22 protein-coding genes are annotated in these 20,973 nt (G+C 71.0%); 10 read left to right on the forward strand and 12 right to left on the reverse strand.

Translation table 11 applies throughout. The features are described from left to right. On the forward strand, positions 1-851 hold an 851-nt coding region (locus tag ABFX54_RS47235), incomplete at its 5' end, for a transglycosylase SLT domain-containing protein (RefSeq protein WP_346113643.1). 56 nt (positions 852-907) lie between these two features. Here the strand turns inward: ABFX54_RS47235 and rhaS are convergent. The 6 genes from rhaS to yczE form a co-directional block, all read right to left on the reverse strand. Continuing rightward, complete coding sequence (gene rhaS / locus ABFX54_RS47240; RefSeq protein ID WP_346113645.1) at positions 908-1,993, reverse strand: rhamnose ABC transporter substrate-binding protein; 1,086 nt, start codon at positions 1,991-1,993, stop codon at positions 908-910. Between the two features lie 54 nt (positions 1,994-2,047). Next, on the reverse strand, positions 2,048-3,034 hold the full coding sequence (locus ABFX54_RS47245; protein WP_346113646.1) for an ABC transporter permease: 987 nt from the start codon (positions 3,032-3,034) through the stop codon (positions 2,048-2,050). Beyond that, positions 3,024-4,064, reverse strand: a complete 1,041-nt coding sequence (locus ABFX54_RS47250; protein WP_346113648.1) for an ABC transporter permease — start codon at positions 4,062-4,064, stop codon at positions 3,024-3,026. Before ABFX54_RS47250 ends, ABFX54_RS47245 begins: the two co-directional genes overlap by 11 nt. Before the next feature lie 52 nt (positions 4,065-4,116). Continuing rightward, entirely contained in the window at positions 4,117-5,625 is a 1,509-nt protein-coding gene (locus tag ABFX54_RS47255) for a sugar ABC transporter ATP-binding protein (RefSeq protein WP_346113649.1), read from the reverse strand. 263 nt (positions 5,626-5,888) lie between these two features. Beyond that, complete coding sequence (locus tag ABFX54_RS47260) at positions 5,889-7,646, reverse strand: glycoside hydrolase family 15 protein (RefSeq protein ID WP_346113650.1); 1,758 nt, start codon at positions 7,644-7,646, stop codon at positions 5,889-5,891. Positions 7,647-7,723: 77 nt separating this feature from the next. Beyond that, the gene (gene yczE, locus ABFX54_RS47265) at positions 7,724-8,326 is read right to left on the reverse strand and encodes a membrane protein YczE (protein ID WP_346113651.1); all 603 of its coding nucleotides are present in this window, start codon (positions 8,324-8,326) and stop codon (positions 7,724-7,726) included. Between the two features lie 62 nt (positions 8,327-8,388). Here yczE and yczR point away from each other — a divergent pair, with 62 nt between their 5' ends. Then, complete coding sequence (yczR, locus tag ABFX54_RS47270; RefSeq protein ID WP_346113652.1) at positions 8,389-9,819, forward strand: MocR-like transcription factor YczR; 1,431 nt, start codon at positions 8,389-8,391, stop codon at positions 9,817-9,819. On the opposite strand, the gene ABFX54_RS47275 is transcribed toward yczR, so the two are convergent. The 4 genes from ABFX54_RS47275 to ABFX54_RS47290 form a co-directional block, all read right to left on the reverse strand. Continuing rightward, positions 9,806-10,015 carry a PIN domain-containing protein gene (locus ABFX54_RS47275; RefSeq protein ID WP_346113653.1) on the reverse strand — a complete coding sequence of 70 codons (210 nt, stop codon included), beginning with the start codon at positions 10,013-10,015 and terminating at the stop codon, positions 9,806-9,808. The genes yczR and ABFX54_RS47275 overlap by 14 nt on opposite strands. Before the next feature lie 27 nt (positions 10,016-10,042). Further along, positions 10,043-10,273, reverse strand: coding sequence for a hypothetical protein (locus ABFX54_RS47280; protein ID WP_346113655.1), 231 nt, complete (start codon positions 10,271-10,273; stop codon positions 10,043-10,045). 72 nt (positions 10,274-10,345) lie between these two features. Beyond that, positions 10,346-10,954: a trimeric intracellular cation channel family protein gene (locus ABFX54_RS47285; protein WP_346113656.1), complete on the reverse strand. Its 609-nt coding sequence runs from the start codon at positions 10,952-10,954 to the stop codon at positions 10,346-10,348. Positions 10,955-10,965: 11 nt separating this feature from the next. Then, complete coding sequence (locus ABFX54_RS47290; RefSeq protein ID WP_346113657.1) at positions 10,966-12,486, reverse strand: peptide MFS transporter; 1,521 nt, start codon at positions 12,484-12,486, stop codon at positions 10,966-10,968. A gap of 112 nt (positions 12,487-12,598) precedes the next feature. Here ABFX54_RS47290 and ABFX54_RS47295 point away from each other — a divergent pair, with 112 nt between their 5' ends. The 3 genes from ABFX54_RS47295 (at position 12,599) to ABFX54_RS47305 (ending at position 16,565) form a co-directional block, all read left to right on the forward strand. Next, positions 12,599-14,434: an AMP-dependent synthetase/ligase gene (locus tag ABFX54_RS47295; protein WP_346113658.1), complete on the forward strand. Its 1,836-nt coding sequence runs from the start codon at positions 12,599-12,601 to the stop codon at positions 14,432-14,434. A 79-nt stretch (positions 14,435-14,513) separates the two neighbouring features. Continuing rightward, positions 14,514-15,911 carry a hypothetical protein gene (locus ABFX54_RS47300; protein WP_346113659.1) on the forward strand — a complete coding sequence of 466 codons (1,398 nt, stop codon included), beginning with the start codon at positions 14,514-14,516 and terminating at the stop codon, positions 15,909-15,911. Between the two features lie 156 nt (positions 15,912-16,067). After that, a complete protein-coding gene (locus ABFX54_RS47305; RefSeq protein ID WP_346113660.1) occupies positions 16,068-16,565 on the forward strand; it encodes a hypothetical protein in 498 nt (165 codons plus the stop codon). A 77-nt stretch (positions 16,566-16,642) separates the two neighbouring features. On the opposite strand, the gene ABFX54_RS47310 is transcribed toward ABFX54_RS47305, so the two are convergent. Then, positions 16,643-17,308, reverse strand: coding sequence for an NAD(P)-dependent oxidoreductase (locus ABFX54_RS47310; RefSeq protein WP_346113661.1), 666 nt, complete (start codon positions 17,306-17,308; stop codon positions 16,643-16,645). 118 nt (positions 17,309-17,426) lie between these two features. On the opposite strand from ABFX54_RS47310, the gene ABFX54_RS47315 reads away from it, so the two are divergent. The 3 genes from ABFX54_RS47315 to ABFX54_RS47325 all read left to right on the forward strand — a co-directional run bounded on the left by ABFX54_RS47315 (position 17,427) and on the right by ABFX54_RS47325 (position 19,307). After that, complete coding sequence (locus tag ABFX54_RS47315; RefSeq protein WP_346113662.1) at positions 17,427-17,795, forward strand: winged helix-turn-helix transcriptional regulator; 369 nt, start codon at positions 17,427-17,429, stop codon at positions 17,793-17,795. A gap of 140 nt (positions 17,796-17,935) precedes the next feature. After that, on the forward strand, positions 17,936-18,925 hold the full coding sequence (moaA, locus tag ABFX54_RS47320) for a GTP 3',8-cyclase MoaA (RefSeq protein WP_346113663.1): 990 nt from the start codon (positions 17,936-17,938) through the stop codon (positions 18,923-18,925). A gap of 124 nt (positions 18,926-19,049) precedes the next feature. Beyond that, entirely contained in the window at positions 19,050-19,307 is a 258-nt protein-coding gene (locus ABFX54_RS47325; protein WP_346113664.1) for a DUF6457 domain-containing protein, read from the forward strand. Positions 19,308-19,613: 306 nt separating this feature from the next. Here the strand turns inward: ABFX54_RS47325 and ABFX54_RS47330 are convergent, their stop codons facing one another. Next, entirely contained in the window at positions 19,614-19,928 is a 315-nt protein-coding gene (locus tag ABFX54_RS47330; protein ID WP_346113672.1) for a DUF3099 domain-containing protein, read from the reverse strand. 98 nt (positions 19,929-20,026) lie between these two features. Here ABFX54_RS47330 and ABFX54_RS47335 point away from each other — a divergent pair, with 98 nt between their 5' ends. Further along, positions 20,027-20,239, forward strand: coding sequence for a dodecin (locus tag ABFX54_RS47335; protein ID WP_106250173.1), 213 nt, complete (start codon positions 20,027-20,029; stop codon positions 20,237-20,239). Between the two features lie 105 nt (positions 20,240-20,344). Beyond that, a complete protein-coding gene (locus ABFX54_RS47340) occupies positions 20,345-20,902 on the forward strand; it encodes an arsenate reductase/protein-tyrosine-phosphatase family protein (RefSeq protein WP_346113665.1) in 558 nt (185 codons plus the stop codon). Positions 20,903-20,973 lie beyond the last annotated feature (71 nt).

Genomic DNA, 20,973 nt, shown 5'->3' on the forward strand with positions numbered 1-20,973 from the left:
CCCCCACCGGCTCGTCCGGGGGCGCCGCGGGCGAGGCGACCTCAACAAACGCGACCTCACAAGACGCGACCTCGGCACAGGCCGACGGCCTGCCCACGCCAGGCGCGAAGATCCCCACGAGCGCCGCGGCCCTGGCCACCGCGCTGAAGGAGACCACCGCCAAGCTGAACGACGCCATCGACGCCTGGACGAAGAGCGGCCGCACGGCCAAGGGCGGCCCGCCGCGCGACGTCGAGCTGCTCGCCCTCTACCAGCAGCGCCTCTACCGCCACGCCGCCCGCCACCCCGACCTCGCCGCCCGCGCCTTCGCCCGCCTGCCCGCCGCCCTGGCCTCCCAGGCCAGGGACAACACCGCCGCGATCCGCGAACTGCTCGCCCTGGCCCGGCCCATCAAACCCTCCGCCGTCTTCAAGACGCAGAAGGCCCGCCCCGCCGGCGAGCTGCTCGGCTACTTCAAGAAGGCCGAGCGCCGGTTCGGGGTGGAGTGGGAGGTGCTGGCGGCGGTCATGTTCGCGGAGACGAAGTTCGGCCGGGTCAGGTCCGACAGCTACGTCGGCGCGCAGGGGCCGATGCAGTTCATGCCCGCGACCTGGAAGGCGTACGGGCTCGGCGGAAACGTCCAGAACCCGCGCGACGCCGTCATGGGGGCGGCCAACTACCTCAAGGCCACCGGCGCCCCGCGCGACTACCGCCGGGCCCTGCACGCCTACAACCCGTCGCGCGCGTATGTGAACGCGATCCTCGCGCACTCCCGCCAGATCAAGCGCGACCCGCGCGCCTACTACGCGTACTACAGCTGGCAGGTGTTCGTGCTCACCACGGCCGGCGAACGCCGCCTCACAGGACCATGAGACCGGGCCGTCCCGCCAGAAGGTGGGACGGCCCCGACACGATCGGCCGCGGCGGGTCAGAAGTCGTACTCGTCGATGTTGGCCTTGTCGAACGTGAACGGCGGGCCCAGGATGATCTCGCCGTCGGCCCCGATCGTCCGCTCGCCCAGCTTCCCGGCGGTGAACTTCTCGCCCTCGGCGCCGGTGATCTGCCCGGAGGCCAGCGCGGCGGCGGCGTACGCGGCCAGGTAGCCCAGGTCCTTCGGGTTCCACAGCGCGAACTTCGCCACGGTGCCGTCCTTGACGAACTTGCGCATCTGGTTCGGGGTGCCGAGGCCGGTCAGCGTGACCTTGCCCTTGTACTTGGAGCTGGAGATGTAGCGCGCGGCGGCCGAGACGCCGACGGTGGTGGGCGAGATGATGCCCTTCAGGCCGGGGTAGGCCGCGAGCAGGCCCTGCGTCTGCTGGAAGGACTTCTGGTCGTCGTCGTCACCGTAGGCGATCTTGACCAGCTTCATCTTGGCGTACTCGGGCTTCTTCAGCTCGTCCTGCATGAACTCGATCCAGGTGTTCTGGTTCGTGGCGTTGGCGGTCGCCGACAGGATCGCGATCTCGCCCTCGCCGCCGATCAGCTCCGACAGCAGCTGCACCTGGCTGCGGCCCACGTCCTCCGAACTGGCCTGGTTGATGAAGATGTCGCGGCACTCCTTGCTCGTGTCGGAGTCGTACGCGACGATCTTGATGCCCTTCTGGCGGGCCTGCTGGAGCGGGCCGCACACGGCGTTGGGGTCGTTGGCCGCGATGAGGATGGCGTCCTGGCCCTGCTGGGCGAGGGTGTTGATGTAGGAGACCTGCGAGGAGGCCGACGCGTCGGACGGGCCGACCTCCTTGGCCTCGCCCTTGAACTCCCTGGCCGCCTCGATGCCGGCGTCGTCGACGATGGTCTCGTACGGGTTGTTGATCTGCTTGGGCAGGAAGGCCAGCTTGAGTCCCTCCTTCAGCGGCGCGCCCGGGTTCGCCGAGGCCGGGGCGGACGCGGAGGCGGCGGGCGCCTGGCTGGCCACCGACTCCTTCGTGGTGCCGCCGCAGGCGGTCAGGCTGAGAGCGAGAGCGCCGGCCGTGGCCGTGAGCCAGGCGCGGGCGAATCGTGATCTTCTGCTCACTGGAGGCGAACCTTTCCGGGGGAGTGGCGGAGGGTACGGGAACAGCACAAGGGATCAGGCGCTCGACCTGGCCGGTCGCGCGCGGGCCCGGCGGACGATCGAGATCAGCCGGGGCGTGAGCACCGAGACGATCAGCAGCAGGCCCGTGACGACGGCCTGGATCTCGGTGGTGACGTCGTTGAGCATGAGCAGGTTGCGCAGAACCCCGATGAGCAGCACTCCGGCGATCACCCCGCCGAGCGTGCCCTTGCCGCCGTCGAAGTCCACGCCGCCGAGCAGCACGGCGGCGATCACCGTCAGTTCGAGACCGGCGCCGTTGTCGGCGCGGGCGCTGCCGTAACGCAGCGTGAACACGATCCCGGCGAACGCCGCCACCACTCCGGACAGCGTGAACAGCAGCAGCTTGATCCGCTTGACCCGGATGCCGGCGAAGAACGCCGTGTCCTCCGAGCTGCCGATGGCGAACAGCGAACGCCCGAACCCGGTCGCGTGCAGCGCCAGCGCCGTCACCACCGCCAGCACCGCGAACAGCGCCACCGGGTACGGGATCGGCGTGCCCGGCACGTTCCCGGCGAAGGCCGAGTACGACGGCGGGAACTGCGAGACCGCGCCGGTGCCGAGCACCACGTACGCCAGCCCGCGATAGAGCGTCAGCGTGCCGATGGTGACGGCCAGCGACGGCAGCCCCAGCCGGGTCACCAGCAGCCCGTTCACCAGCCCGCACGCCACCCCGGTGACCAGCACCAGCGGCACGATCGTCTCGAACGGCATCCCGGCGTCCCACAGGTAGCCGGTCATGGCGCTGGCCAGCCCGAGCACCGACGCGACCGACAGATCGACCTGCCCGCACACCACCAGCAGCGTCATCGGCAGCGCGATCAGCGCGATCTCGCTCAGGTCGTTCAGGGCGAACGACAGGTTGTCGGCGTTGCCGAAGTTCGCGTCCGCGCCGAGGCCGCCGAAGAAGACCACGACGAGCAGCGCGGTGACGACGGCGTCCCACCGGACGAACCGGCCCAGATCCCGGGTTTCACGTGGCATGGCGGGCGTTCCTCCTGCGCAGGATCCTGGTCATCCGCAGCGCGAGCAGCCGGTCCACGCTGATGGCCAGCAACAGCAGGGCGCCGATCAGCGCGTCCTGCCAGAACGAGTTGACCTTCAGCACGACCAGCACGCTGCCGATCGTGGTGAGCAGCAGCGCGCCGAGCGCGGCGCCGTACACGGTGCCGACGCCGCCCACGATGGCCACGCCGCCGACGACGACGGCGCTGACCACCTTCAGCTCCCAGCCGTGGGCGTTGTCGGCGATCACGGTCCCGAACCTGGCCAGCCAGAGCACCCCGCCGACGCCGGCGAGCAGCCCGCTCACCACGTACGCGGTCAGCACCCTGCGCCGGATCGGCACCCCCGCCAGCCGGGCGGCCTCGGGGCTTGAGCCGATCGCGTAGAACTCCCGGCCCGAGGGATAGGAGCGCAGGTAGTAGCCGACGGCCAGCATCACCAGCACCGCGATCATCGGCAGGTACGGCACGCCGAGCACGTTCCCGCTGCCCAGGTCCAGCAGCCCCTGGGGCACGTCGGCGGCGTTGATCTGCCTGCCGTGGGCCACGAAGTGGTCGATGCCCTGGATCACGTAGAGCGTGCCCAGGGTGACGACCAGCGCCGGCACCCCGCACAGGCTGACCAGCAGGCCGTTGACCAGCCCGCACGCCACGCCGATGGCCGGCCCGGCCAGGATCGCCAGTGTCATGCTGCCGCCCTGCGCCGAGACGAGGTCGCCGGTGACGAACGCGACCAGCCCGACGACCGAGCCGACCGACAGGTCGATGTTGCGGGTGATGACCACGAGCGTCTGCCCGATGGCCAGCAGCGCCAGGATCGAGGCGTTGAGGAAGATGTCCTCGACGCCCTGGACGGACAGGAACGCCGGGTTGACGACGGTGGTGACCGCCACCAGCACGACGAGGACGCCGAGGATGCTCAGCTCCCTGGCCCGCAGCACCAGGTCGAGCAGGCTCCGCTCGCGCCCCGCCTTCGTCCGCGCGGACGGCGCGGTGGAGAGCGCCGTCATGCGCGCTCCTCGGATGGTGCGGCGTCCTCGGGTGGTGCGGTGGCGGGCGGGGTCATGCGGCGTCCTTTCCGCGCCGCCCGGTGGCGGCGGTCATGACCGACTCCTCAGTGGCCTCGCCCCCGGGCAGCTCGGCGGTCAGCCTGCCCTCGTGCATGACGAGGATCCGGTCGGCCATGGCCAGCACCTCGGGCAGGTCGGAGGAGATCATGAGCACGGCCAGCCCCTGCGCGGCCAGCTCCGACAGCAGCCGGTGCACCTCGGCCTTGGTGCCGACGTCGATGCCCCGGGTCGGCTCGTCCACGATCAGCACGGCCGGCTCGGTGGACAGCCACTTGGCCAGCACGAGCTTCTGCTGGTTGCCGCCCGACAGCACGCCGGCCGCGTCGCCGGTCCTGCCGTACTTGAGCTGGAAGCGCACCGCCCAGTCACGGGCGTGCGCGCGTTCGAGGGCCCGCGAGACGAACGGCCCCCGGCGCAGCGCGCGCAGGCGGGTCAGCCCCAGGTTCCGCTCGATGGACATCTCCATGATCAGGCCCTGCTGGCGGCGGTCCTCGGGCACGAGGGCGAGCCCGGCGGTCATCGCCGCGATGGGGCTGCCCGGCCGCAGCCGCCGCCCGTCCACCACGACCTCGCCCGCGTCCGGCCGGTCGATCCCGAAGATCGCCCGCGCCACCTCGGTGCGGCCCGCGCCGACCAGCCCGGCCAGCGCGACGATCTCACCGCGCCGCACCTCGAAGGACACGTCGGTGAACGCGCCCTCGCGGGTCAGCCGCGACACCTTCAGCACCACCTCGCCGGGGGCGACGTCCTGCTTGGGGTAGAGGTCGAGCTCGCGGCCGACCATCCGGTTGACCAGGTCGTCCGCCGTCAGCCCGGCGACCGGCTCACTGGCCACCAGCCGCCCGTCGCGCAGCGTCGTGACCCGCTGGCACAGCTCGAAGATCTCCTCCAGCCGGTGCGAGATGAACAGCGGCGCGCAGCCGTGCTCCCGCAGCGCCCTGACCACCGAGAACAGCCGCGCGGTCTCCTGCGCGGTGAGCGCGGCGGTCGGCTCGTCCATGATCAGCACCTTCGCGTCCCGCGAGATGGCCTTGGCGATCTCCACCACCTGCTGGTCGGCGATGGACAGGCCGCGGGCGGGCCGGCGCGGGTCGAGGCTGACGCCCAGCCGGGCGAACAACTCGGCGGCCCGCTCGTGCATCGTCCTGCGGTCGATCCGGCCGAGCGCGGCGCGCGGCTGCCGGCCCATGAAGATGTTCTCCGCCACCGACAGGTCGGGGAAGAGCGTCGGCTCCTGGTAGATGACCGCGATGCCGGCGTGCTGGGCGTCGGCCGGCCCGTGGAAGACGACCGGCTCGCCGTCGAGCAGGATCCGCCCCGAGTCCGGCCTGTGCACGCCCGCGAACGTCTTGACCAGGGTGGACTTGCCCGCCCCGTTCTCGCCCGCCAGGGCGTGCACCTCGCCCGCGCGCAGCTCCAGGCTCACGCCCGCAAGCGCCCGCACCGCGCCGAACGCCTTGCTCACCTCGACCAGCGCCAGGACCGGCGCCGGCTCGCTCACCTGACAACTCCTGCTTTCATGTCTATGCCCTTCACGTAAAAAACGTTTTACGTTCCGCCGTTTGCCCGGACCGTAATTTGCTCCTGCGGGCTCGTCAAGGTCTCGGGAAGCGGGCGATGCTCGGGCTTTGACACGTTTTAAGCAGGCTCGGCGAGGGAAAGCGGGCCGGCGCGGAAAGCTCCCCGGCGCGGGCAGCGCTTCAAAACGACGGCGCCTCAGGACGACGGCGCCTCAGGACGACGGCGCCTCAGGACGACGGCGCCTCAGGACGACAGCGCGCGGGCGGCGTGCACCAGGGGGACGTGGCTGAACGCCTGCGGGAAGTTGCCGACCAGGCGGTCGTAGCGCGTGTCGTACTCCTCGGCCAGCAGCCCGACGTCGTTGCGCAGCGCCAGCAGCCGCTCGAACAGCTCCTCGGCCTCCTGCTTGCGCCCCTGCATCGCCATGACCTCCACCAGCCAGAAGCTGCACGCCAGGAACGCGCCCTCGCCGCCCGACAGGCCGTCGACGTTGTTGTCCTCGGCCAGCGGGTAACGCAGCACGAACCCGTCGGACATCAGCTCCTTCTCGATCGCCGCCACCGTGCCCACGACGCGGGGGTCGTCGGCGGGCAGGAAGCCCACGATGGGGATCATCAGCAGCGCCGCGTCCAGCTCGGAGGAGCCGTACGACTGCGTGAAGGTGTTGCGCTCCCGGTCGAAGCCCTTGTCGCAGATCTCCGCGTGGATGACGTCACGCAGCGCGCGCCACTTGTCGACGGGGCCGCTGCGGCCGAAGTTCTCGACGTATTTGACGGCCCGGTCGAGCGCCGCCCAGCACATCACCTTCGAGTGCACGAAGTGGCGCCTCGGGCCGCGCACCTCCCACAGGCCCTCGTCCGGCTCCCGCCAGTGGTCCTCCACGTAGTCGAGCAGCTGGCGCTGGATGGTCCAGCCCCGCTCGTCGGGTGACAGGCCGCTCTTGCGCGAGACGTAGAGGCAGTTCATCACCTCGCCGTAGACGTCGAGCTGCAGCTGCCTGACAGCCTCGTTGCCGATGCGCACCGGGCGCGAGTCCTCGTAGCCGTCGAGCCAGTCGAGGCGCAGCTCGGGCAGGCGGCGCTCGCCGGCGACGCCGTACATGATCTGCAGGTCCTGCGGCCGGCCGGCGATGGCGCGCAGCAGCCACGCCCGCCAGTCGGCCGCCTCCTCCAGGTAGCCGGAGCTGATCAGCGCGTCCAGCGTCAGCGTCGCGTCACGCAGCCAGCAGAAGCGGTAGTCCCAGTTGCGCACGCCGCCGATGTCTTCGGGCAGGGAGGTGGTCGGCGCGGCCACGATGCCGCCCGTCGGGGCGTACGTCAGCCCCTTCAGCGTGATCAGCGACCGGACCACGGCCTCGCGGTGCGGCCCCTGGTAGGTGCATCTGGAGACCCAGTCCGTCCAGTAGGACTCCGTGTCGGCCAGCTGGTCCTCGCAGTGGATCTGCGGCGGCATCTGCTCGTGCGAGGGATGCCAGGTGAACACGAACGGCAGCCGCTCGCCCTCCTTGACGGTGAACGTGGCCCGGTGGGCGTAGTCGCCGCCCTTGAGCGGCACGGGGGAGTGCAGCCACACCGAGTCGGGCCCGCCGATCGCCTGCAGATGCCCGTCCGTGCGGCGCACCCACGGCACGATCCGGCCGTAGTCGAAGCGCACCCGCAGCTGCGTGGAGACCTCCACGGTGCCCGAGACGCCCTCGACGATGCGCACCACGTCGGGGTTGCGGTCGCGCGGCGGCATGAAGTCGATCACGCGGACCGTGCCCGTGGGGGTGTCCCACTCGCTCTCCAGGATGAGCGTGTCGGGACGGTAGCGGCGTCTGGTGGCCGGCTTCCTGCCGGTGGGCCCGAGCCACCAGTGCCCGTTGCGTTCGCTGCCCAGCAGCGCCGCGAAACATGAGGGGGAGTCGAACCTGGGCAGGCAGAGCCAGTCGATCGAACCGTCTCTCCCCACGAGCGCGGCCGACTGCATGTCTCCGATCAGGGCGTAATCCTCGATCCGCATGCTTAGAAGCTACTCGTGCCGGGGTGATCCCGGGGCCAGGCCGGTCCTGTCGCGTCAAGTCCGGCCCGGCCACGGGATCACGTCAGAGGGAACCAGCGGGTGAACAGCTGCGTCAACGGCCCGATGGCCAGCGCGAACACCAGCGTTCCGACGCCCGCCGTGCCCCCGAGCAGCCAGCCGGCGATCAGCACGGTGACCTCGATGAGCAGGCGCGAGGTCCGTACCGACAGGCCCAGCCGCACCAGCCCCGTCATGATGCCGTCGCGGGGGCCGGGGCCGAGCCCGGCCCCGATGTAGAGGACGGTGGCCAGCGCGAGCGCGACGACCCCCACGATCAGGTAGAACGCCTGGATCACCAGGTGCCCGGGAGCGGGCAGGACGTACATGGAGGCGTCCGCGAAGAGGCCGATGAAGATCACGTTGCTGACGGTCCCGAAGCCCGGCTTCTGCCTGAGCGGGATCCACAGCAGCATGACCAGGGCGCCCACCACGATGATGGCCGTTCCGAGCGACATGCCGGTCAGCAGGCTCAGGCCCTGGTGGAAGACGCCCCACGGATTGTTCCCCAGCCCCGACTCCAGCAGCAGCGCGGTGGCCAGACCGTACAGGGCCAGGCCGCCGTAGAGGCGGACGAGACGGACGGGCAGGGAACTCGGTACGGGGACGGTGGCTTCGCTCATGATGGACCCAGAGTGGCATCCTGGGGCTTGCCAAAACAGGGCCAATCGCGAAAAGTGGCCTTATGAGGCACTTGTCAGCGCCGCAGGTGGCCCGGCTGGTCACGGCCGATCCGGCCGCGCGCCCCTACTACCGCGCCCTCGCCGACTCCGTCCGCGGCCTGATCATGGACGGCCAGATCCCCGTACGCGTGCGCATGCCCGCCGAACGCCACCTCGCCGAGACGCTCAAGGTCAGCCGCACCACCGTGACCTCCGCCTACGACCTGCTGCGCGCGGACGGCTACCTGGAGAGCCGCCAGGGCTCGGGCAGCTGGACCGCGCTGCCCGACCCGGCCACCACCCGCGACAACCCGTGGCTCAGCACCGGCGGCGACGGCCTGCTCCAGCTCCACACCGCCGCCCCGCCCGCCCCCACGGCCCTGGCCGGCGCCATGGCGGGCGCGGTCGAGGACCTGCCCCGCTACGGCATGGGCAACGGCTACGACCCCATGGGCCTGCCCGTGCTCAGAGAGCGCATCGCCGCCCGCTACACCGCCAGGGGCGTGGCCACCCGGCCGGAGCAGATCGTCGTCACCACCGGCTCCCAGCACGCCATCCAGCTCGTCATGGGCCTGCTCGTCGGCCCCGGTGACCCCGTGCTGGTGGAGTCGCCCACGTACCCGCACGCCGTGGACGCGGCCCGTCGGCGCGGCGCCCGCATCGTCCCGGTCGGGATCACCCACGAGGGCTGGCCGCAGGACCTTCTGTGCGGGGCCATGCGGCAGTCGGGGGCGCGCCTGGCCTACCTCATGCCCGACTTCCACAACCCGACCGGCGCCCTCATGGAGGACCCCGTCCGCGCCGCCGTCGCCGGCGCCGCCCGGCGTTCCGGCACGGTCCTGGTCGTGGACGAGACCTGGGCCGAGCTCGCCCTGGACGAGGTGCCCAGAACCTCGCCCATGACCGCCTTCGACACCGACAGCCGGGTGATCAGCATCGGGTCGGCCTCCAAGCTGTGGTGGGGCGGGCTGCGCATCGGCTGGATCCGCACCACGGCCGCGCTGGCCCGCCGCCTGGCCATGTTCCGCTCGACGGTGGACATCGCCAGCCCGGTGCTGGAGCAGCTCGTGGTGGCGCGCCTGTTCGGCCTCTTGGAGGAGACCCGCGCCGAGCGCCGCCGAACGCTGCGCGCCTCACGCGACGCGCTGGTGTCGGGGCTGCGCGAGCACCTGCCGGAGTGGACGTACGAGCTGCCGCGCGGCGGCGGGACGCTCTGGGTCCGACTGAACGGCGGCGGCTCGACCGCCCTGGCGGAGGCGGCCGCCCATCACGGCCTGCGCCTGGCGCCCGGCCCCTGGTTCGGCCTGGAGGGCACGCTGGAGGGCCACCTCCGCCTCCCCTTCACCCAGCCACCCGCCTTCCTCGCCGACGCCATCCTCCGCCTCCGCGCCGCCCGCGACCACGGCCCCCTCGGCCCACCCCGCCCCCCGGACCCGCTGGTCACGATGGTGTGAGCGGATAAACCTCGACCTCGGCCCCATGCCCGCACACCGACCACAGCTTGGCGTCCGTCGTCACCAGCGCACATCCCAGCGCCTCCGCGAGCGCGATGCAGGCCGCGTCATAGACGGTCAGGTTGTGCCGCAGAGCCCGGATCCGGTCCGCGAGCTTCTCCGCCGGAAGGGGCGCCTCGCTCTGGAGGACGTGCACGCGGGCGGAGGCGTCGACAACGATCGTTTATTCGCCGCGGCTCTCGTGGATGGCCGCGAGGATGTCGTCGTTGGTCGGGCCGTTCTCCCGGGGACGCTGCAGTGCTCGGTCGACGACCCCCGCGACCGTGGGGCGGGTGATGAGCCGCAACCGGCGCCGCAGGTAGTCGGACACGGACAGTACCTCGGCCTCCGCCTGCACACGAAGTGCCTCGTAGGTTTCGTCCGGAACGTCGTCGACGCGTATCGTCTTCGCCACGCTCTGTGTCACCTCCCTCACGCAAGCCGTCTCATGCGTGCGCTGTCGTCTGCTTTCCCGCGATTCCCGTTCTCACTCTCCGAGGCCCCTGGCCAGTGGGGCGCGCCAGTTGCGGCGCATGGCGGCGATGCGCAGGCCGAAGGCGAGGACGGCGGCGGCGAGGGTCGCGGGCCAGCCGTGCAGCCCGAAGCCGTACAGGCCGGCCATCCCCGCCGAGCCGAGCATGGCCGGCACCGCGTACAGCTGACGGTCGTACAGGAGAGTCGGGATCTCGCCGGCCAGGACGTCGCGCAGCATGCCCCCGCCGACCGCCGTCGCGACACCGAGGAGCGCCGCGTGCAGCGGGTTGAGCCCGTACTCCAGGGCCTTCTCCGTGCCGACCGCGCAGAACAGGCCGAGCCCGGCCGCGTCCAGCACCAGGATGGCCGGCATCACCCGGGCCACGTGCGGATGCCAGAAGAAGACGATCGCCGTCGCGACCACCGGCACCAGCACGTAGCCGAGGCTCTGGAAGGCGATGGGCCGCACGTTGAGAATGAGGTCGCGCACGACCCCGCCCCCCAGCGCGGTCATCTCGGCCAGCACCCCCATCCCGACCACGTCGAGCCGCTTGCGCACGCCCATGAGGGCCCCGGACAGGGCGAAGACGAAGATGCCCACGAGATCGAGAATTTCGGACACGAAACGAATGTCTATCGCATACCGGGCTCATGATGCTCGGCCATCATCGCCCGCAGCCTCCGCGTGAACAGGAACAGCGCCATCCCGGCCACGACCGCCATCGCCGCCAGCACCAGGTAGTACGCCGGCTCCGACAGCACCCGGCCGAGCCGCCCCGTCTGCCCGCCGACCGCGTCGCCCACCGACACCGCGATGAACCAGACGCCCAGCATCTGCCCCTTGAACGCCTCGGGCGCGAGCTTCGCCGTCACCGACAGCCCGACCGGGCTCAGCGACAGCTCGCCGAAGACCTGGACGAGGTAGACCAGCACCAGCCACCACACCGACACCCGCCCGGCCCCGGCCAGCGCCGCCGCCACGGCCATCACCACGAAGCTCAGCCCCACCATGACCAGCGCGAAGCCGAACTTCTGCGGCGTGCTCACCCGCGTGCCCAGCCGCACCCACAACGCCGCGAACACCGGTACGAAGATCATGATGAACAGCGGGTTGAACGACTGCGTCGTGGCGGCCTGGATCGGCACGCCGAACAGCGACAGGTCGGTGTGGTCGGCGGCGAAGAACAGCAGCTTGCTCGGCGCCAGGTCGTAGATCATCCAGAAGAGCGCCGCGGCCACGAACAGCCAGATGTAGGCCTTCATCCTGATCCGCTCGTCCGCGGTCAGGTCGTGGCTGCCCAGCATGATGTACGCGAAGTACGCGACCGGCACGACGAGGATGAGCACCGTGATCACCACGGTGAGCCGGTCGACCGTGAGCCTCCCGGTGGCCGCCCACGCCCCGAGCGCGACGAGCGCGATCACCGTACCGAGACCCGCGAGGAGGGCGAAGCGGCGCCACTCGAAGGGGGACAGCCGCACCCCGGGCCGCTCGCCGACGCCGCGCAGGTGGCGCCCGCCCCACACGTACTGGATCAGGCCGAGCGCCATCCCCACCGCCGCCGCGCCGAACCCCAGGTGCCAGCGGTCGTCGGCGGCCAGCCGGCCCACCACGAGGGGGGCGAAGAAGGCGCCCAGGTTGATCCCCAGGTAGAACAGCGAGAACCCGGCGTCCCTGCGCCCGTCGTCCCCTAGTGGGTAGAGGCGGCCGACCATGACGGAGATGTTCGGCTTGAGCAGGCCGGTGCCGGTGATGATCAGCAGCAGCCCCAGCCAGACGAACACCGGCGAGGTCACCGGCACCGCCATGCTGATGTGCCCCGACATGATGACGAGCCCGCCCCAGAACACCGACCTGCGCGCCCCGAGCACGCGGTCGGCGATCCAGCCGCCCGGCAGCGCCACCAGGTAGATGAGCGCCCCGTAGACCCCGACGACCGCCTGCGACGTCTCCTGCGACAGGCCCAGGCCCTGGTGCGCCGGTGAGGCGGCCATGAACGTGGCCAGGATCGCGCGCAGGCCGTACCACGAGAACCGCTCCCACATCTCGGTGCAGAACAGCGTGGCCAGCCCCCAGGGGTGGCCGAAGAACGTCCTGCCGCCGCCGCTCATGTGCGCGCCCCCGATGACCACGTCGTGCGTCCTGGTGATCACTCTACGTGAACGAGGACACAGATCTTTCTCCTTTAGGTCTTGCCGGTGTCCCGAGGGGTGTGGTGCGATGCATCCCAATTCATGCAAGTGAATACTGACTGGAGGCGGGTCCATGGCCGAAGTCCTCGAAGTCCGGGCCGAGATCGAGCGGCAGATCGCCGGCCGTACCGTCTGCGAGCAACTGAGACAGGCGGCCGAGCAGCATCATGACGCGCCCGCCTACTCCGATCCCGAGGGCGACGGCTGGCGCACGCTGACCTACGGCCAGGCCCGTGAGCGGGTGCTGGAGATCGCGGCCGCCTTCGCCGCACTGGGCCTGGAACCCGGCGAAGCCGTGGCCCTCATGATGGTCAACCGCAGCGAGCACGTCCTGGCCGACCTCGGCGCGGTGCACGCGGGCGGCGTCGGCTGCACGGTCTACTCGACGTTCGCCTCCGAGCAGATCGAGTTCGTGTCCGGCGACGTGGGCGCCCGTTACGCCGTCCTCGGCGGCCCCGCCGACCTGGCCCGCTGGGAGCCGGTGCTGGACCGGCTGGACGGCCTGCGCAAGATCATCATGGTGGAGGACGCGCCGGAGGGCGACCGGTTCATGTCCTGGGCCGACTTCTTAGCGCTCGGCCGCGAACGGCTGGCCGCCGACCCCGGGACGGTCGAGGCGCGCTGGCGCGCGGTCACCCAGGACGACGTGGCCACCGTCCTCTACACCTCCGGCACCACCGGCACCCCCAAGGGCGTGCCGCTCACCCACCGCAACATCTTCTACGAGGTCGCCGCCACCGACCGACTCACCTCGCTGCCCGTGCGCGGCACCCAGATCTCCTACCTCACCTACGCCCACATCGCCGAGCGCATCCTCAGCCTCTACCTGCCCCTGGTGAAGGTCTCCCACGTGCACTTCTGCACCGACCTGGCCAACCTCGGCGGCACGCTCGGGCAGGTCAGGCCGATGATGTTCTTCGGGGTGCCGCGCGTGTGGGAGAAGATGATGGCCCGCCTGCTCGCCGTGCTCGCCACCCAGCCGGAGGAGCAGCAGGCCGCCGTCCGCCAGGCCATGGCCGCCGGCGCCGCGTACGTCGAGGCCGGCCAGTACGGCAACACCGTCACCCCCGAGATCCAGGCCGCCTACGACAAGGCCGACGCCGCCCTCCTGTCCGTCATCCGCGGCATGATCGGCTTCGACCGCGCCGAGTGGACCGCCACCGGCGCCGCGCCGCTCGCGCCCGAGGTGCAGCACTTCTACGCCGGTCTCGGGCTCAAGGTCATCGACGTGTACGGCATGACGGAGACGACCGGCGCCTTCACCGGCAACAGCCCCGCCTGCTACCGCCTCGGCAGCGTCGGCAGGGCCGAGCCCGGCGTCGAGGTGCGCATCGCCGAGGACGGTGAGATCCTCACCCGCAGCCCGCTCAACACCCGCGGCTACCTCAACCGCGCCGACGCCACCGCCGAGCTGGTCGACGCGGACGGCTGGCTGCACACCGGCGACATCGGCACGGTCGACGACGACGGCTTCTACCGGGTCGTGGACCGCAAGAAGGAGCTGATCATCACCGCCGGCGGCGAGAACATCTCCCCGGCCGAGATCGAGAACCACCTCAAACAGCACGGCCTCATCGGCCAGGCCCTCGCCTACGGAGACAACCGCCCCTACCCGGTGGCCGTGCTGACCCTGGACGCCGAGGTGGCGCCCGGCTGGGCCCAGGCGCGCGGCATCACCTACGACTCTCTCGCCGAACTGGCCGAGCACCCGGACGTGCTCAAGGAGGTGGAGGCGGCCGTGGAGGCGGCCAACACCAAGCTCGCCAGGGTGCAGCAGGTCAAGAAGTGGGCGCTGCTCGGCGTCGAGTGGACGGCCGAGACCGCGGAGCTCACCCCCAGCCTCAAGCTCAAGAGGCGGATCATCCACGCGAAGTACGCCGACATCATCGAACGGCTCTATACGGGCTAGAAGCCTTAGAACGGGTTTTGCCATTCGGGGCGTGTGTTGTGGTCCTGGTCATTACCGGATGGTTCCTACCGTCTCGATCATGACCAGAAGCCTTCTTCTCGTCTCGCTCGCGGCGGGGTCGCTCACGGTGCCCGTGCCTGCTGCCTCCGCCGCGACCGAGCCCGCCATCCGATCCATCACCGTGCGTCCATCGGATCCCGTCGTGGGGGCGCACGGGTCCGTCCGGCTCGTGATCGACGTGATCGCCAAGGGGGCGCGGGGCAAGGACGGCGTCACCGTCAAGGTCGAACCCGGCGCTCCGCCCGTACGGGAGCCGCAGCCGCGCCCGGTGACGCCGCCGATCGTCTCGCAGGCTCCCGCACCCGTCCGCCCGCCCGCAGTCCCGCCCGCAGTCCCGCCCGCAGTCCCGCCGGAGCAGGACCAGGTACGGCCGCCGGCCCAGGACGAGGTCTGGCCCCCGGCCGACGAGCAGGTGCGTCCTCCGGCTCAGGAGCCGGGTGTGCGGCCGAACCAGGACGCGGCCCAGGGGCCCGCTCACGAATCGGTCCAGGAAAGGGCGCAGGGATCGGCCCAGGGATCAGCCCAGGTGCCGGCTCAGCAGGCCGCAGGCGGTCACGCTCAGACGCCCGTCCGGGACGCGGCCCAGGCGCCGGTGCTGGCGCCGGGCAAGATGCCGCGGGATCCGGCGCTCACGCCCGTCCACGCCGCCCGGCCGTCCTCGGTCGTGTCCCCGGGGCCGGTGCCGCGCCCGGCTCCGCTGACCGGCTCCGTTCCCTCGGCCGCCGTTCCTGGCGGCACGAGCCCGAAGGAGGACGCCCAGTCCGTCCTGGTGCGCCCGCGTCCCGTTCCCATGGGGCCCGGCGTCCAGGCGCCCGGTACCGGATCCGGCGCCGCACCCGGTATCGCGCCCGGTATCGCGCCCGGTACGGGGGCCAAGGTAGGCGTCACGGTGGAGGAGACGTTCCCGGTGATCCCTCCCAGGATCGTCTGGCGGCAGATCACGGCCCCGCCGGCCCGGATGGCGGACGGCTGGCAGACGTGGCGCTTCCTGCCGGACAAGAGGCTGAACCGCTACTACCCGGCGGGCACCTGGACCATCACGGCCACCGCGAAGGGCAAGGACGGGACGACCGTCACGGAGTACGCCACGTTCGAGCTCAGGCGACAGGCCAAGCTGTCCTCCGTACGGGTGGAGAAGTCAGCCCGTCCGAACGGCGTACGCCTGCGCGGCTCGCTCACCCGCGTGGACCCGCGCGGACTGACCGACTTCGGCCCGTTCGCCAAGCAGCGGCTGGAGCTGCTGTGGCGTCCGGACGCGAGCTCGCCCTGGGAGACGGTGGGGGAGACGACCACGGACGCGGCGGGCGCGTTCGCCGGCACGATCGAGGGCCGCACGGCCGGTGAATGGCGGGTGCGTTACCCCGGAACGGGGCACTACTCGGCCGACCTCTCGAAAATCCGACAAATAACTCGATAGGTCATAAAGCAGTCGCCAGGCTAAACCTCGCCGCACTCGCCGTTGCGGAATCGTGATCAGCTTTACCGCAACTTTTCCTTACCCTTACGCGTCAATGGCGTTGATGTGCCCCGGCTTGGGGTGCATTTTTCAGACGGGGAAGGAATTCCGATTTTGATGATGCGACGTCTAGCCGCCGGCCTGGCGGCAGCTGCCGTGGGCGCGACGATGGTGGCCACCGCCGCCTCGCCGGCGTTCGCGGACGACCCTGGCCGCCTGGACCCCGATGTCGCGGGCGGCGAGACCAGCCTCTCGCTCGACGTCAACCCCGAGCCCGCGTGGCGGGGCCGTCCCATCACCGTCGCGGGCAAGCTCTCCGTGCGGTGCGAAGAGGACTACATCAGCGGCTTCGTGTCGGTGCTCCACGCCGACCGCTGCAAGAAGCAGGAGACCTGGCACCGCCTGGCGTACAAGCGGATCGTCATCCTCTTCCGGCCGAACGGCAGCGGCCGCTGGGAGCACGTGGACACGATCCGCACCAGTGGCAGCGGCTACTTCGGGATCAAGGTGCGGGCCCGCTCGTCGGGCACGTGGCGCGCGATCTTCGAGGGCAGCAAGTACCTCGCCCCCTCCGAGGGCACGGACTACCTGAAGGTCTTCGGCCGCCGCCACTAGTCACGGCAGCCCACGCGACACCCGAACGCCCGGCCCACCCGGCCGGGCGTTCGCCGTCTCCACCGGATGCGCGGGTCTCAGGAGGAGACGGCGACCTGGACCCGGTGGTGCTCGGGCCGGTCGGCCTCGTCCACCAGCGCCACCGCCAGATCCGCGTACGAGAACACCGCCTCGCCCTCCGCGACCTCCGGCACCCGCACGTCGCCGAACCGGTAGCGCCCGGTCCTGGGCGCCTCGGTGTCGAGGAAGACCGGCGGCGGCGCGATCACGACCCAGTCCAGCGCCGACCCCTCCAGCACCTCAAGCTGCGCGACGTGCCCCAGCGAGAACGCCCGGGCCTCTGCGGGGAAGCCGGGCGTGTCCATGAGCCGGACCCCGGGCGAGACCTCCAGCACGCTGCCGATGCCCAGCGCCACCAGCCGGGTCACCCCCGCCCGCGCCAGCCCGTCCACCAGGGCCCGCGAGGCCGCCCCGTAGAACTCCTCCGACGGCACGTCCAGCCGCGCCGCCACCTGAACGGCCACGTCGTGCCCCGCCGCGACCTCCGCCACGCTCCCGGCGTCGGTCACGTCCCCGGCCACCACCCTGACCCGCCCACCACCGGCCCCACGGCCGCCGTCCAGGTCCGGGTGGGCCGCCGGGTTCCGTACGACGGCGGTCACCTCGTGCCCGCGCCAGGACGCCTCCGCGACCACCTTCACCCCGGCGCGCCCGCCGGCTCCGAACACCACGATCCCGCTCATGCGCGCAGCTCCGTCCGCTCTGCTCGTCCCGATCGGCGGCCGGACCGCCCGGACGCCTTCGCAGACGGTAAAGGGGGAGATGTCGCTATCCGCAACGATAGTTACCTACGATGACGCCATGCGAGAGCCTCTGGATCCGGACATGTTCGCCGGCTGCCCGCCGACCGCGGGGCCGTTCCGCGTCGGCGACAAGTGGACCGCGAAGATCATCCGCTGCCTGGAGCAGGGCCCGAGGCGCTTCACCGAACTCCAGGCGCCCCTGCGCACCATCACCCCGAAGGTCCTCACGGAGTCGCTGCGCGCCATGGAACGCGACGGCCTGCTCACCCGCACCGCGTACGACGAGATCCCGCCCCGCGTCGTCTACGAGCTCACCGACCTGGGCCGCAGCCTGCTCGAACCGATGAACGCCGGCTGCGAGTGGTCGCGCAGGCACCTGGCCGAGCTGATGGACGCCCGAGACGCCTGGTACGCCTCCACAACGTGAAACCGCCCCACCACGTGCCACCTCCCGCGTGAGGGAAGAATCGATCTAGGGAAGAATGTGGTGAAGTGGCGGATTTTGAGGGCAGGTCGCCGCGCGCCGTAGGCTGGCCCTCTGGCGATACGAACAGGAGGTGACGCCCCATGTTGCGAGACTCGTTCGGACGGGTGGCGACGGATCTTCGGGTGTCCCTCACGGACAAGTGCAATCTGCGCTGTACGTACTGCATGCCGCCGGAAGGGCTCGACTGGCTTCCGAACGCCCAGCTCCTCACCGCGGAAGAGATCGTCCGCCTGGTGACCATCGGCGTCGAGCGGCTCGGCATCACCGAGGTGCGCTACACCGGAGGCGAGCCCCTCCTGCGCCGCGAGCTGGTCGACATCGTCGGCCGCACCACCGCCCTGACCCCCAGGCCGCAGGTCTCGCTCACCACCAACGGCATCGGCCTGGCCCGGCTCGCCGAGCCGCTGGCCGCCGCCGGGCTCGACCGGGTCAACGTCTCACTCGACACGCTCGATCCGGCCACGTTCAAGCGCCTGGCCCACCGCGACCGGCACGCCGACGTGATCGCCGGGCTCGCCGCCGCCGACGGAGCCGGCCTGCGGCCGGTCAAGGTCAACGCCGTCCTCATGCGCGGCGTCAACGACCACGAGGCCGCGCCGCTGCTGCGCTGGTGCATCGACCAGGGGTACGAGCTGCGCTTCATCGAGCAGATGCCGCTCGACGCCCAGCACGGCTGGAGCCGCGAGGGCATGGTGACCGCCGACGAGATCCTGCGCCTGCTGTCGGGCTCCTTCGACCTCACGCCCGACGACCTCGAAGAGCGCGGAAGCGCCCCGGCCGAACGGTTCCTGGTCGACGGCGGCCCCGCCAGGGTCGGGGTGATCGGCTCGGTGACGCGGCCGTTCTGCGGGGCCTGCGACCGGGTCAGGCTGACCGCCGACGGCCAGGTGCGCAACTGCCTGTTCGCCACCGAGGAGTCGGACCTGAAGACCCCGATGCGGGCGGGCGCGTCGGACGAGGAGCTGGCCGAGCGCTGGCTCGCGGCCGTGTCACGCAAGCGCGCGGGCCACGGCATCGACGACCCGTCGTTCCTGCAGCCCTCCAGGCCGATGTCCGCCATCGGCGGCTGACCCCGGCACCCGCCACCCCGGGATCCCCGGCCCGCCAGATGACCGCTCACCTTTAGGACACAATGGGGATCACCCGGGGGATCACCCGAGGGATCACCTGGGGGATCACCTGGAGGAGGCTCATATGCACGTGCTCAACGAATGGACCGCCCTGGCCTGTGAGGAGCTGGGCATCGACCCGGCCCGCGTGGACCGCGACCGGATCCTCGACCTGACCAAGGAGGTCGCCCACGGCGTCGCCCGCCCGGCCGCGCCGCTGACGGCGTATCTGCTCGGTCTGGCCCAGGGAGCGGGCACCGCTTCCGACGACGCCGTGGCCAGATTGATCACATTGGCGAAGAACTGGGAGCGGGAGAGCGGCGCCAAGCTGACAGAAGACTGACACTCGAACTAACTCTTGAAGTCAAGCCCGGCTCCCGCCTGAAGATTTCCTGTGAATAACGAGGCGGGAGCTCGTGTAAACGATTTCGGGAAAGCAGCCCTACCCAAGAGCGGACACGGGGCGCACTGATCAAATCACTTACCGGGAAAAGGGCGACGCCGGGTGGTTACGGGGGCAAACCACCCGGCGTCGCTTCATCGGCGTTCCGACGGGGGCCCGGAACGCCGGCACCAGCACTCCGACGGGGGACCGGAGCGCTATGGCTAAAGCGTACACCTACAACCCATGGGATGCGTCAAGACTTAGTCACGACCCGATCTCGCGTCGATGCAGCGGTATCTCGCTTTGGTTAGCTTCGGGGGACTGAAAGGTAGGCGGCGGGCCAGGCTCGCCCCTCTCATTGGCCCCGATTACCGCTATGTATGGCAAAAAGACCGCCGCCGCGATGAACAGCAGCCGGTACGGCCACGGCACGGGCACCACGACCGCCAGGATCAGGCAGATCGTGCGGATCCCCATCTTGATGAGGTAGCTGATCTCGCGCTTGCGGATGTCGGCCGTGAGCGACGGCCGGGCGTCCGTGACCTGGTGGACATCTGTTTTCCTGCGCCACCCCTTCATGTCTTCCACGGTATCCCCAGGGGGTCGTGCCGGGCACGGCAGCCCGGTCCCGGGCAGGGGTCATGCGATCATGGCCTTCGAGTAAGGAGGATGTGGAGATGACGGATCGTACGTACCGCGTCACCGAGATCGTCGGCACCTCGGGGGAGAGCGTCGACCAGGCCATCCGCAACGGCCTCAGGAGGGCCTCCGAGACACTGCGGCACCTCGACTGGTTCGAGGTGACGGAGATCCGGGGCCACCTGGACGCGGGAGAGGTCGCGCACTTCCAGGTCGGCATGAAGGTCGGCTTCCGCCTGGAGGACTCCTGACCCCGGCCCCCTGCTGACGGGCCGGCACAGCCTCTCCGCCGGCCCGTGAGCGCTCTCGCGCCAACCGCCGCCCGCGGGCGCCCCCGAGCCGTTAGATTGACGCTCGTGAGCAGTGAGTTCCGCATCCTGCTGGTGTGCACGGCCAACATCTGCCGTTCCGCCATGGCGGAGGTGATCGCACGGGCGATGCTCCATTCGGCGTCCCTGCCCGTGGTCACGGGCAGCGCGGGGGTGCGCGCGCTCGTCGGCCATCCGATGGCGCCGCACGCCGTCGCCGCCCTCGACCGGCTCGGCCTCGACGGCCGCGCGCACCGGGCCAGGCTGCTGGAGCCCGCCCTGGTCAGCTCGTCCGACCTGCTGCTGACCATGGAGAACGCCCACCGCGCCACCGCGGTCGGCCTCGACGCGGCGGCGGCGCGCAGGACGTTCACGCTGCCGGAGTTCGCCGCGCTCGCGGCGGGGGCGAGCCAGCGCCGCTACCGCTCCGACACGGCCGAACGGGCGCGGGCCATCGTCGAGTCCGCCGCCGAGCGCCGCGACGCGCGTCCCGCCCCCGAGGTGTACGACCCGTACGGCGGCCCGCCGGAGGGCTACGAGACGTGCGCCAAGACGCTCGGCGAGTCCCTCAGCCACGCCCTGGCCGCCCTCCTCGGCCCCCGCTGAACAGACCCGCCGCACCGGCGCAGACCAGCCGCACCGGCGCGCCACGACGCACGAGCGTGCCAGGACACGCC

The sequence above is a fragment of the Nonomuraea maheshkhaliensis genome (assembly GCF_039529435.1).
Classification (GTDB): Bacteria; Actinomycetota; Actinomycetes; order Streptosporangiales; family Streptosporangiaceae; genus Nonomuraea; species Nonomuraea maheshkhaliensis.

Excerpts from the sequence above, each read along its gene's own strand:
- ABFX54_RS47245 (WP_346113646.1), bottom strand. The coding sequence starts at position 3,034 with ATGCCACGTGAAACCCGGGATCTGGGCCGGTTCGTCCGGTGGGACGCC.
- ABFX54_RS47250 (WP_346113648.1), bottom strand. The coding sequence starts at position 4,064 with ATGACGGCGCTCTCCACCGCGCCGTCCGCGCGGACGAAGGCGGGGCGC.
- ABFX54_RS47260 (WP_346113650.1), bottom strand. The coding sequence starts at position 7,646 with ATGCGGATCGAGGATTACGCCCTGATCGGAGACATGCAGTCGGCCGCG.
- yczE (WP_346113651.1), bottom strand. The coding sequence starts at position 8,326 with ATGAGCGAAGCCACCGTCCCCGTACCGAGTTCCCTGCCCGTCCGTCTC.
- yczR (WP_346113652.1), top strand. The coding sequence starts at position 8,389 with ATGAGGCACTTGTCAGCGCCGCAGGTGGCCCGGCTGGTCACGGCCGAT.
- ABFX54_RS47295 (WP_346113658.1), top strand. The coding sequence starts at position 12,599 with ATGGCCGAAGTCCTCGAAGTCCGGGCCGAGATCGAGCGGCAGATCGCC.
- ABFX54_RS47300 (WP_346113659.1), top strand. The coding sequence starts at position 14,514 with ATGACCAGAAGCCTTCTTCTCGTCTCGCTCGCGGCGGGGTCGCTCACG.
- ABFX54_RS47305 (WP_346113660.1), top strand. The coding sequence starts at position 16,068 with ATGATGCGACGTCTAGCCGCCGGCCTGGCGGCAGCTGCCGTGGGCGCG.
- ABFX54_RS47310 (WP_346113661.1), bottom strand. The coding sequence starts at position 17,308 with ATGAGCGGGATCGTGGTGTTCGGAGCCGGCGGGCGCGCCGGGGTGAAG.
- ABFX54_RS47315 (WP_346113662.1), top strand. The coding sequence starts at position 17,427 with ATGCGAGAGCCTCTGGATCCGGACATGTTCGCCGGCTGCCCGCCGACC.
- moaA (WP_346113663.1), top strand. The coding sequence starts at position 17,936 with ATGTTGCGAGACTCGTTCGGACGGGTGGCGACGGATCTTCGGGTGTCC.
- ABFX54_RS47325 (WP_346113664.1), top strand. The coding sequence starts at position 19,050 with ATGCACGTGCTCAACGAATGGACCGCCCTGGCCTGTGAGGAGCTGGGC.
- ABFX54_RS47330 (WP_346113672.1), bottom strand. The coding sequence starts at position 19,928 with ATGAAGGGGTGGCGCAGGAAAACAGATGTCCACCAGGTCACGGACGCC.
- ABFX54_RS47335 (WP_106250173.1), top strand. The coding sequence starts at position 20,027 with ATGACGGATCGTACGTACCGCGTCACCGAGATCGTCGGCACCTCGGGG.